We start from the raw sequence: 10,153 nt of genomic DNA, 5'->3' as shown, positions 1-10,153 counted from the left end.
AATATTCCTGGCAAATTTTTCGCTTAAACTCCTCACTGTACTGGCTCTGCCATTTACCCCCATACACTTTTGAATATCTTTCCATTTTTGTTTACTGATGTGTAAACCTATTTCAGGACAAGACAGTGGTAACAAGCGGCACAATAAAGCTGTAGAGCCTCCAAAGAATATTTAACACGATGCTAACTATAACAGGTAAGATGAAACAGAAGAAGATCCTGTCTTACTCCATTGATAAGGAGTGTCATCAGGTTTAATTCTCCATCTAAAGTGACTGTTTCAAAATCTTAATGTACGATCAACGTATTTTCTATCACGAGGTTTTTACATCTGAGCCCTTACGTAACCATGCTTTATAAAGCTCGAACCAAATGACGGAGGTAAACCCTATAATAATACTGATCACCAGGTCACTCATATTTAGCGAGTTGAAACCAAAGAAAACTGCTAAAGGGCGGATGTATATCAGTGAAGATGATATAAAGATTGTGAGCCCGACAACCAGGAGCACAAGGTTATTTTTATATTTGATTGTGGTAAACAGCGAGTAGTAAAACGAGCGATTTACTAAGGTGAGCAAAACATTGGCCGATATCAGGCTGGTAAATACCATGGTACGGGTTACTTGTTCATCTGCTGCTTTGCTTACGGCATATTGGTAGACTGTGAGTGTACCGATTGTGATGGCTGCCCCCTGTACTATGCTGGTCGCCAACTCTTTCCAATTAAAGAAAGTAGTACTGAACGGACGTGGCTTTTGCAACATGGCATTCTTTTCTATGGGCTCGTTTTCATAAATGATCGAACAAGTCGGCCCCATAATCAGTTCCAGGAAAATAATATGCACCGGTGAAAAAATATTCGGATAAATCCAACCTAAGGCCAGTGGTATAAATACCGTTAATACGATAGGGATGTGAATGGAGATAATATACTGTATGGCTTTTTTTAGGTTGGTGTAGATACGCCGGCCCATGGCTACAGCATCAACCATTTTTGAAAGGTCATCCTCCAATAAAATTAATGAGGCAGCCTGCTTCGCTATCTCTGTGCCCTTTTTTCCCATCGCAATGCCTATATGCGCCGCTTTCAGCGCGGGGCCGTCGTTAACTCCGTCTCCGGTCATAGCTACTATCTCATTTTGGGCTTTTAAAGCATTGATGATCTTTAGCTTGGCATCCGGGAACATACGGGTAAAAATGTTGGCTTTCTTCACATTCTCCCTAAGTTCCTGTTCTGACAGTTGCATCAGCATGTCTCCGCTGATACATTGGTCTGCTCCACGGAAGTCAATTTGCTTCGCGATAGCACCGGTAGTTTCTGCATTATCGCCTGTGATGATTTTAACCTTGATACCAGCTTTGTAAAAGCCCTGTAGTACAGTAGTGATGTTTTTCTTGGGCGGATCATAAAATGCAACCAGCCCTTTGAATACAAAATGAAACTCCTGCTGTGTAGCAGGGAAATCACTTCCCACAAAATTTGCTTCTCCTACGGCCAATACCCGGTAACCTTCGATAGCCAAAGCAGCTATTGCAGCAGTCACATGTTCTTTCTGGGGTTGATTTAAGTTGCTGACGCCGATCAATGCTTCAGGCGCACCTTTGGCTGCGATAATGCGATTCCCTTTTTTATTTTCAAAAAGGTGGGTCATCATCGGCGGCTTGCCGCCCAGCGGATATTCGTGGACCATTTTATAATCCGGACGCTCATCTGCCAGATTTGTGTGGGTGTAGGCATTGTGCAGGGCAACTTCCATGGGATCAAAAGGGATCGGTTCGCTGGCCCACATGGCAAGCGCGATTAGCTCTGCTGCTGCGCTGTTTAATTGCTTTTCATTAAGATTATAAATGCAATCTTCCTTCAGGACATACGCTTTCGCCAGGCTCATCTTATTCTCGGTTAGTGTGCCGGTTTTATCAGTGCATATAACCGATGCGCTGCCCAAAGTCTCCACCGTTTTCATTTGCTTAACAACGACGCCAATTTTCATAAGCCGCCAGGCCCCAAGCGCCATAAAGGTGGTAAACGCAACGGGGATTTCTTCGGGCAGGATACTCATGGCCAGCGTAAGCGCTTTAAGGAGACTGTCTAAGATATTTGCCGAATGAAAATAGTTTATTCCCCACACCGTCAGAAACACAATTACTCCCACGATCACCATTTTCTTTACAAAATTGCTGATCTGTATTTCCAGGGGTGTTTTTTCTTCCGCTATAGATTCCAGGCTCCCGCCAATTTTACCTAATCGTGTTTGATTACCTATTGCCGTTACGGTTGCAATGGCCAGTCCGCTTGCTACTGTTGTGCCACTGAAAATCAGATTGTCTGCAGAGGATTTGTCTTTAAAAACAGCCAGGGATTCGCCTGTGAGAATGCTTTCGTTGATTGAGAAATCATTGGAATGTTCAATAACACCATCAGCAGTAATAAAAGTGCCTTCCTCTACCATCAGGCTGTCGCCAATAACAAGTTCTTCCTTTTTTACCTCCAAAACTTCTCCGTGCCTGATCACTTTGCATTTGGGTTGCGAAAAATCCTTCAATTTTTCGAGTGCATTCCGGCTTCTGGAGTCCTGATATAAAGATATGCCCGCCACGAGTACAATTGCTGAAGCTAAAAAAATACCGTCTCCGGCCTTTCCGCTAATAAAATAAATACATGAGGTAACCAACAATAAGATTACCATCGGTTCTTTTGTCAATCCTATCAACGCATTAACAAATCCGTTTTCTTTCTTAAACGAAAGGCTGTTCGCTCCGTATTTAGATCTCGCCGCAAGTACTTCCTGTTCGCTCAGGCCCTGTATATCGAAATTATTTATTGCCATTTATTTGATCAGCTAATAATTAGTCACGAGTCGATCAGACCATTTCAGCCGGAATGACCATCAGAGGTAAATGCTGGTTGTCTAAAGCGGCCACCGTTGTAGACTTGTCAAACAACCCCGACAAAAAAGAGTTTTGATAATGAACAAGTGCAAGTATATCCGATCCGTTATCTTTGCATAACCTATTTAATCGTTTAATCACGTCTTTTCCCCTTATTTCCTGAAAGGTTATATTATCCTGTTTGATTGCATCAATATGGTTAAGTAAAGCCTTTTCTTTTACAGGATCGCCTTCCTCTTCTATGGCGGATACATGGACAATTTCCAGGTGAAAGTTTAACTGTTTTTGTAAGCCGGTTAAGTAATTGATTGCATTGATATCGGCCAGTTCGAAAGCCGTGGCTAACGTTACTTTTTTAAGCCGGGCTAAATCTGCTGTTGGCGGGATGATCAATACGGGACAGGACGAATGATCTATCACCTGCATCGTATCTCTGCCGAAGATCAAGTGGTCTAAAGAGCTGTCTGTACTACTGCCGATTACAACAAGGTCAACATTGTTCTCCTGAATAACCGCCGCTGTATTTCTGCCAAGTGAACCTTCACCAAATTGATAATCAATTTTAGGTTCAACGCCTTCTGTACTCAGATCTGCAATAATATGCCTTAGTTGAATAGCCAATTGGCCCAGTCGTGCCGCGCTTTCATCTTTACGAAAAACGAATTCTTCTACCACCCAGGGGCCACCGGCATATGTAGGAAGTATAGGGTGGTCATAATAAGTATTGTAAAGCAGTATATCTGCATTTAAATTCCTCAGCGCTTTTGCGGCGGTTTTTGCGGCGTGGTTTGCATTTATCGAAAAGTCAGTGAGCATTAGAATCATCTTCATGGCGTAATTCTTTAGATTGTAAAGCTATCCGTTCATTACCCGACAATAAATGATTAAGATCATTTATTAGCTTGATTACTGCTATTTAAACAGTGCTATTAGTTGATCACCTTTGATAAAAAAGTCATGAACCAAACACACATCCACCTGCTGATCACCCACCTGCCTATCGTTGGTACGGCTTTGGGGGCATTTGTCCTGATCCATGGGATATGGAAAAGGAACAAAGGTACACTAATCGCTGCTTATAATGTTTTGATTGTCTCAGCAATTGGGGCCGGTATAGCCTATGCAACAGGCGAGGGTGCTGAAGAAACCATTGAACATTTAAAAGGAATATCTAAATATCTCATTGAAGATCATGAGGAGTTCGCCCTGGTATCTTTGATCGCTTTAATACTTACAGGTGGGGTTTCCCTGATCGGGCTTTTTGCAACATTAAAAAATACATCACAGGTTAGGCGTATAGCGTTAATAGTGCTCGCTGTATCCTTGATAAGCTTTGGCTTGATTGCTAGGACTGGGTATTTAGGCGGACAAATCAGGCATTCGGAAATCAGAACTGATACGATATCTCCTTTAAAACAGAGAAATGATAATGATTGAATAGCGTTATACTCGTCAACCTCACGCATAACGGAGTTATTATATAGTAAATGCCATTACCTTTTATAGGTTATCGACGGCTCCCTTACTTTTGACATTATTATTGTCAGCTTAACCATCCTTGATTTGTTAGAGGAATCGCGCGTACTTATTATTCCGAAATGGGAAACCGATATAAAAGGCTTATATTGGGTAATAAAAAAAGCGCGCCCCTAAAAGTGTAAAACTGCTCCCATGGTAAAAGAAATGCCGGTAACCGTGAAACGGGCCATAGAACTAATTGGCCTGTTTGTTTTAGGAACCATCATCATAGCTGGAAATACGATCATTATGCCTTTGTTGATGGCGTTCTTCTTCAGCCTGGTACTTTTACCCGTCTTTCGTTTTTTCAGGAAGCTAAAAGTGCCGGAGGTTATTGCGGTTTTTTTGCCAATATTGTTATTAACGGTCATCGTGGCGCTGATCATCTGGTTGTTCTCCAGTCAGATAGGTGCTTTGGTTGATGATTTTCCGCAGATTCAACGTACCGTGGCCAAACACCTGGATAACCTAAGTATCTGGATCAGCAAGTCATTTGGATATTCCCCGGCAGAGCAAGTGAAATTCATTAATGTGCAAAGCAAAAAGTTATTCAGTTCTTTAGGCGGAGTTTTAAGCAGCGCGGCTGGATCTTTGTCTGGCATGGTTATATTTATTGGGTTATTGCCGATCTATATCTACCTGATCATTCTATACAGGAACCTTTTTTTAAGATTTCTGCTGATGTGGTTTAACAAAGAGGAGTATCTGAATGTGGAGGAAGCTGTAAGGCAAACTGAAAAAATGGTTAAAAGCTATCTTGTAGGGCTGCTGATACAGATTACCTATATCATTATTCTTTTGGGTGGCATATTATGGTCTTTTAATATTCAGAATGCACTGCTCATTGGTATTATCTTCGCTTTTCTGAACCTGATCCCGTACCTGGGTGCCCTGATCGGCAATATTCTGGGTGTGCTGTTAACGCTCGCTTCGTCAGATAGTGTTGCAGATGTGCTGATTGTATTGGGAGCGATTACAGTGGTACAGTTTCTGGATAACAATATTTTAATGCCGCGTATCGTAGGGTCGCAGGTGAAAATTAATCCGCTTGTTTCCATCGTTGGTATTATTATTGGCGGAAGCATGGCGGGGCTTTCGGGCATGTTCCTGGCGATGCCGGTACTATCCATTTTAAAGATCGTGTTTGACCGCAGCGAAAATTATAGGCAATGGGGTGTATTATTGGGCGATGAGCGGCCTGTAAAGAGCCAGATGCAGGTTTAACTCTTCCGGTTGTGTATTTTCTGGAAAGCTTTGCAGCCCTGAAAAACAACTAATGGCAACAGGCTGGCTGTTGTAGCGGTCAGCCACAACTTATAATAATACTAAACGCAGGCGGGGTATAACAAAGACAATTAACGGTGGTCCACTACAGAAATGGCAATCCATATATCAAGGAGCGGACCTTAGCAAAATTATTTGCCCTCCTTTTTTTTAAAGGTGAGTAAAGGAACCTTTCCATAAAAGGAATATTCTGTGGCATTAGAAGGGAAAAATAGTTTTTCGAGCATAGATCTGGACTGATGAGTGAATAAGACCAAAAGGGACGGTTTGCTGATCTTAACAGCGTGATCTATATCTTCCAGTAAATTATTGTTGACATCTCTTTGCAGGTTTAAAAGGCTAATTTTATAACTATTTTTTTTCTGTAAAGTGGCTTCAGCCAACTCTTTGTCAAAAGCAAATTCATTAGGATAGGCGATATGTACCATCTCGACACTGGCACCAATTGGCCTGGCAAAATCGACAACTTCTTTTAATTCGTTTTCATAGTCGGTCATATCCGAAGCATACAGGATGTGTTTCAATTCTTTTAAATGGTATGTGCTTGGTATGCATATAACAGGCACAGTCGAACAGCTGATCAATTTTGCGGTATGCGTGCCGAATATTTTTGCGATAGTGCCCGCTCCACGGGTACTGATGCAGATATAGGAACAACTGTTCCTGCTGGCATAATCTGTGATGCCATCAACTACATCGATATTGGATACCAAAACTAATTGGTAGTTAATTTCGCGTTCATCGATATCACGATAGATGCCTGCAATAAATGATGACAATTCTTCTGTCGTTTTTTTTCTGAATTCATTGGTATACGCCGCAAAAGCGTGGTCTGTCCATTTGAAGGGTTTTAAAAGATGGTATACATGAAGGATGGTTAATTCGGCCTTACGCTGGCTGGCCAGTTTAATCGCAAAACGGATGGCCGCTTTGGAATTAACGGATTGATCTGTTGTAACTAATATCTTTTCCATAATTATTCGAGGTTTAACGGTTGTGATGTTGTTTTATTCGGCACGTATATGCATGTTGTTTAAGAGCTTAAAATAACTTTCAGCGCTTTCGCTTCGGCTGCATTGCCAAATGTATCGTATGCTTCTGCCACCTGATCTAATCTGAAACGATGTGTGATTAGTTTGGCGGGCGCTATTTTTTTTGATTGTATCGTTTTTAACAACATTGGTGAAGTCACTGTGTCCACGAGCCTGGTCGTGATAGTAATGTTTTTCGACCACAGGTCTTCCAGGTGTAAACGGACACTTTTTCCATGAACGCCAATGTTGGCGATACGGCCGCCGGGGGCTATAATCGCCTCACATAGCTCGAATGTCTCGGGAATACCGACAGCTTCTATCGCCACATCAACGCCGGTTTGGTTGGTGAGTTTCATTACCGCTTCAATTGTATTTTCATTGCGGCTATTAATAATCTGTGTTGCACCGAATTTCCTGGCCACATTGAGCCGGTTATCATCCTGATCGATCATGATAATTTCCGCAGGTGTATAAAATTGTGCGGTAAGTAAAGTGGCAATCCCGATCGGGCCGGCACCTATTATGGCTATAGTATCTCCAGGTTGTACTTTGCCGTTTAATACGCCGCATTCAAAGCCCGTAGGCAGTATATCACTTAACATCACCAATGCTTCTTCGTCAGAACCGCTGGGTACCAGAAAAAGGCTGTTGTCTGCATGGGGGATACGAACATATTCTGCCTGCGTGCCGTCAATCAGGTGCCCTAATAGCCAACCGCCATCTGTACAGTGAGAATACATGCCCTTTTTACAGTAGGTACATTTACCGCAAGATGTGATACAGGATATAATCACGTGGTCGCCCGGCTTAAAATTACTGACAGTGGTTCCCACTTCTTCGATCACACCCACGCCTTCGTGCCCGATGATCCTGCCATCGGCAACTTCAGGAACATCTCCTTTCATAATGTGCAGATCTGTACCGCAAATCGTTGTTTTCAGGATTTTTACAATGGCATCGCTTGTTGACAGCAGTACCGGTTTGGGCTTTTCTTCCCAGGCTTTCTGACCTGGGCCGTGATAAACTAATGCTTTCATATTTTCTGCTTTAACCTACTTATGTTAAGCACAAAATTGCTGTTGTTTTATTTTTTTATGATGCTGGTCGTCAGGTAAATAAATGATATATATCACTATTTGAAAATGGCGGATATTTAAGGAGGTCCTTATATGTGGGAGGTTTGTTTTATAATTCGCGATCTGTTAAAATCTGTTAAATACACGTGATTTCATGTAAACTACAGAATGTAAAGATACTATTGCAATAATTAAATAAACGCACCTGAAGCTGAATTGCTTTACGCAGAGATTTACCTTTAGGAGGCTTGTTTAAGTTGGTTGAGATTTATTGATATACCCCGATCTTAAATTTATGGACAGAAAAGAATTTCTATCAATTGCCGGAATTACGGCAGCGTCATTCGCGCTGATTAACTGTATGGGCTGCAGTAAAAAATCCGACAATGCGTCGGCAGGTATCACCGGGCCAACCGGCGTGGACTTTACACTTGATCTCAGCCTTTCAGCAAACTCGGCTTTACTCGTGAACGGCGGCTATCTTGCCTCAAAAGGTGTAATAGTGGCTAAAACAACAACCGGCAGCTATATTGCTGTTCAGCAATCCTGCACCCATGAAAGCTATCCCCTTATTTATCAGAGCAGCGAACGGCAGTTTTTTTGCAATAATCATGGTTCCGCTTTCTCCGAAGCCGGAGTTGTTAAAAATTCGCCTGCAAACCGCAACCTTACCGTATATCAAACAACTTTAACCGGCACCTCGTTGTGGATATTCTCTTAACCCGTTGATAAAATGAAATTACTGATCATCTCATTATTGTTGTTTACAGGCAAGCCGGTTACATGGCTTGGTGATTTTAAGAAAGCGCAGACGGAAGCGGCAACGTCGCATAAGCTCATAGTAATAAATTTTTCCGGCTCTGATTGGTGCGGCCCTTGCATCCGGCTGCGGAAAGATATTTTGGAATCCGAAAAATTTAATGATTTCGCTGCAGATAAACTTGTTTTGGTAAGGGCTGATTTTCCCCGCCAAAAGAAAAATCAACTCAGCAAGGAGCAGGTACAGTTAAATGAAGCGCTTGCAGATAAATACAATCCTGACGGTAAGTTCCCATTTACGCTGCTTGTTGACGAACATGGTAAGGTATTAAAGGAGTGGGACGGTTATCCAAATGAATCCGCTGAACAGTTTATTGACCAGATCAAAGCGTTTGTCCAATGACAGCCATTGACAGCGGGGCAACCGTACATCAACGTGTGCTGAAACTGATGGGTAACCGTTTTGAGATAAGCGTTGTAGGAGATGACGGGCAATGGGCCGCAAAGTGTATTGATTTGGCTGTAGCGGAGATAAGCCGCATAGAAAAATTACTAACTACGTTCAGTGACGATAGCCAAACCAACCAGATTAACGCCGCTGCCGGAATAAAGCCGGTAAAAACAGATCATGAGGTTTTTCAACTTATTCAGCGTTCGCTAAGAATATCCGAGCTTACGCAGGGAGCATTTGATATTACTTACGGATCAATTGATAAAAGCCTGTGGAATTTTGATGTAAATATGAAAAGTTTGCCTAATGCCGAAACCGCGCAAAATGCTGTACGACTGATCAATTATAAAAATGTGATCATGGATTCTGATGACATGACTGTGATGCTCAAAGAAAAAGGTATGCGTATAGGTTTTGGAGGAATAGGGAAGGGGTATGCAGCTGATCGGGCGAAAGCCATTTTACAGCAAAATGGAGTAAACAGCGGGATAGTAAATGCAGCCGGCGACCTGATTACCTGGGGAACACAACCTAATGGTAAGCCATGGACTATAGCAATAGCAGATCCGAATAAGCAGATGACGCCGTTTTCAACGCTCAATATAAGCGATATGGCTATTGCCACATCCGGTAACTATGAAAAGTACGCTGTGATAAATGGTAAAAAATATTCTCATACCATCGACCCTAAAACGGGTTTGCCGGTAAGCGGAATTAAAAGCGTAAGCATTATTTGTCCGAGCGCGGAGTTTGCCGACGCTATGGCCACACCCGTAACAGTAATGGGGATCAGCGTCGGATTGGACCTGGTAAATCAACTACAGCAACTTGCCTGTGTGATCATCGACGACAATAACCGCCTTTATACCTCCAATAATATTAATATTAAAAATTAGTACATGAAAAAAATACCCCTGATTAAATTAATGCTGGTAAGTAGCTTACCGGCGCTCGGCCTTACATCTTGCATGTCGGTAAAAGCATATCAGAAAAATCGCCTTAATGATGCGGAGATGGAGCTATCAGCCCGTAAATCGCAAAAGTTTGAGCAAAGTTTCCAATTGTACCGTGAAGGTGGTTCAGGAGCAAATGGCGGAAAGAGCGGCGGTGGCTGCGGATGTAATTAAAACGGCGACCGGA

The 10,153-nt window shown here is 42.4% G+C and carries 10 protein-coding genes; 6 read left to right on the top strand and 4 right to left on the bottom strand.

The window, feature by feature from the left end:
- Window positions 1–313: 313 nt before the first annotated feature.
- Together IEX80_RS06600 and IEX80_RS06595 are read right to left on the bottom strand one after the other, a co-directional pair.
- Window positions 314–2,830 carry a cation-translocating P-type ATPase gene (locus IEX80_RS06600; RefSeq protein ID WP_188832388.1) on the bottom strand — a complete coding sequence of 839 codons (2,517 nt, stop codon included), beginning with the start codon at window positions 2,828–2,830 and terminating at the stop codon, window positions 314–316.
- Between the two features lie 34 nt (window positions 2,831–2,864).
- The gene (locus IEX80_RS06595) at window positions 2,865–3,722 is read right to left on the bottom strand and encodes a universal stress protein (protein ID WP_188832387.1); all 858 of its coding nucleotides are present in this window, start codon (window positions 3,720–3,722) and stop codon (window positions 2,865–2,867) included.
- A gap of 102 nt (window positions 3,723–3,824) precedes the next feature.
- Between IEX80_RS06595 and IEX80_RS06590 the strand changes: the two genes are divergently transcribed.
- Window positions 3,825–4,328: a DUF2231 domain-containing protein gene (locus IEX80_RS06590; RefSeq protein ID WP_229701534.1), complete on the top strand. Its 504-nt coding sequence runs from the start codon at window positions 3,825–3,827 to the stop codon at window positions 4,326–4,328.
- A 234-nt stretch (window positions 4,329–4,562) separates the two neighbouring features.
- Window positions 4,563–5,633 (top strand): AI-2E family transporter, encoded by a 1,071-nt coding sequence (locus tag IEX80_RS06585; protein ID WP_188832386.1) that lies wholly within the window; start codon window positions 4,563–4,565, stop codon window positions 5,631–5,633.
- Between the two features lie 191 nt (window positions 5,634–5,824).
- Here the strand turns inward: IEX80_RS06585 and IEX80_RS06580 are convergent, their stop codons facing one another.
- Window positions 5,825–6,667: a universal stress protein gene (locus IEX80_RS06580; protein WP_188832385.1), complete on the bottom strand. Its 843-nt coding sequence runs from the start codon at window positions 6,665–6,667 to the stop codon at window positions 5,825–5,827.
- A gap of 59 nt (window positions 6,668–6,726) precedes the next feature.
- Window positions 6,727–7,764 carry a zinc-dependent alcohol dehydrogenase family protein gene (locus tag IEX80_RS06575; protein WP_188832384.1) on the bottom strand — a complete coding sequence of 346 codons (1,038 nt, stop codon included), beginning with the start codon at window positions 7,762–7,764 and terminating at the stop codon, window positions 6,727–6,729.
- 334 nt (window positions 7,765–8,098) lie between these two features.
- On the opposite strand from IEX80_RS06575, the gene IEX80_RS06570 reads away from it, so the two are divergent.
- The 4 genes from IEX80_RS06570 to IEX80_RS06555 are packed head-to-tail and all read left to right on the top strand — an operon-like array spanning window position 8,099 to window position 10,140.
- Entirely contained in the window at window positions 8,099–8,524 is a 426-nt protein-coding gene (locus IEX80_RS06570; RefSeq protein WP_188832383.1) for a QcrA and Rieske domain-containing protein, read from the top strand.
- Between the two features lie 12 nt (window positions 8,525–8,536).
- A complete protein-coding gene (locus IEX80_RS06565; protein ID WP_188832382.1) occupies window positions 8,537–8,965 on the top strand; it encodes a thioredoxin family protein in 429 nt (142 codons plus the stop codon).
- Window positions 8,962–9,909 (top strand): FAD:protein FMN transferase, encoded by a 948-nt coding sequence (locus tag IEX80_RS06560; RefSeq protein WP_188832381.1) that lies wholly within the window; start codon window positions 8,962–8,964, stop codon window positions 9,907–9,909. The genes IEX80_RS06565 and IEX80_RS06560 overlap by 4 nt, the downstream gene beginning before the upstream one ends.
- A gap of 3 nt (window positions 9,910–9,912) precedes the next feature.
- Window positions 9,913–10,140 (top strand): DUF4266 domain-containing protein, encoded by a 228-nt coding sequence (locus IEX80_RS06555; protein WP_090526062.1) that lies wholly within the window; start codon window positions 9,913–9,915, stop codon window positions 10,138–10,140.
- The last annotated feature ends 13 nt before the right edge of the window (window positions 10,141–10,153 follow it).

The sequence above is a fragment of the Mucilaginibacter rubeus genome (genome assembly GCF_014643835.1).
GTDB lineage: Bacteria > Bacteroidota > Bacteroidia > Sphingobacteriales > Sphingobacteriaceae > Mucilaginibacter > Mucilaginibacter rubeus.
The sequence above is the reverse complement of the archived record's forward strand: the minus strand, read 5'-3'. Positions and strand labels throughout refer to the sequence as shown.

Coding starts and splice junctions, on each gene's coding strand:
- IEX80_RS06600 (WP_188832388.1), bottom strand. CDS start 2,830: ATGGCAATAAATAATTTCGATATACAGGGCCTGAGCGAACAGGAAGTA.
- IEX80_RS06595 (WP_188832387.1), bottom strand. CDS start 3,722: ATGAAGATGATTCTAATGCTCACTGACTTTTCGATAAATGCAAACCAC.
- IEX80_RS06585 (WP_188832386.1), top strand. CDS start 4,563: ATGGTAAAAGAAATGCCGGTAACCGTGAAACGGGCCATAGAACTAATT.
- IEX80_RS06580 (WP_188832385.1), bottom strand. CDS start 6,667: ATGGAAAAGATATTAGTTACAACAGATCAATCCGTTAATTCCAAAGCG.
- IEX80_RS06575 (WP_188832384.1), bottom strand. CDS start 7,764: ATGAAAGCATTAGTTTATCACGGCCCAGGTCAGAAAGCCTGGGAAGAA.
- IEX80_RS06570 (WP_188832383.1), top strand. CDS start 8,099: ATGGACAGAAAAGAATTTCTATCAATTGCCGGAATTACGGCAGCGTCA.
- IEX80_RS06565 (WP_188832382.1), top strand. CDS start 8,537: ATGAAATTACTGATCATCTCATTATTGTTGTTTACAGGCAAGCCGGTT.
- IEX80_RS06560 (WP_188832381.1), top strand. CDS start 8,962: ATGACAGCCATTGACAGCGGGGCAACCGTACATCAACGTGTGCTGAAA.
- IEX80_RS06555 (WP_090526062.1), top strand. CDS start 9,913: ATGAAAAAAATACCCCTGATTAAATTAATGCTGGTAAGTAGCTTACCG.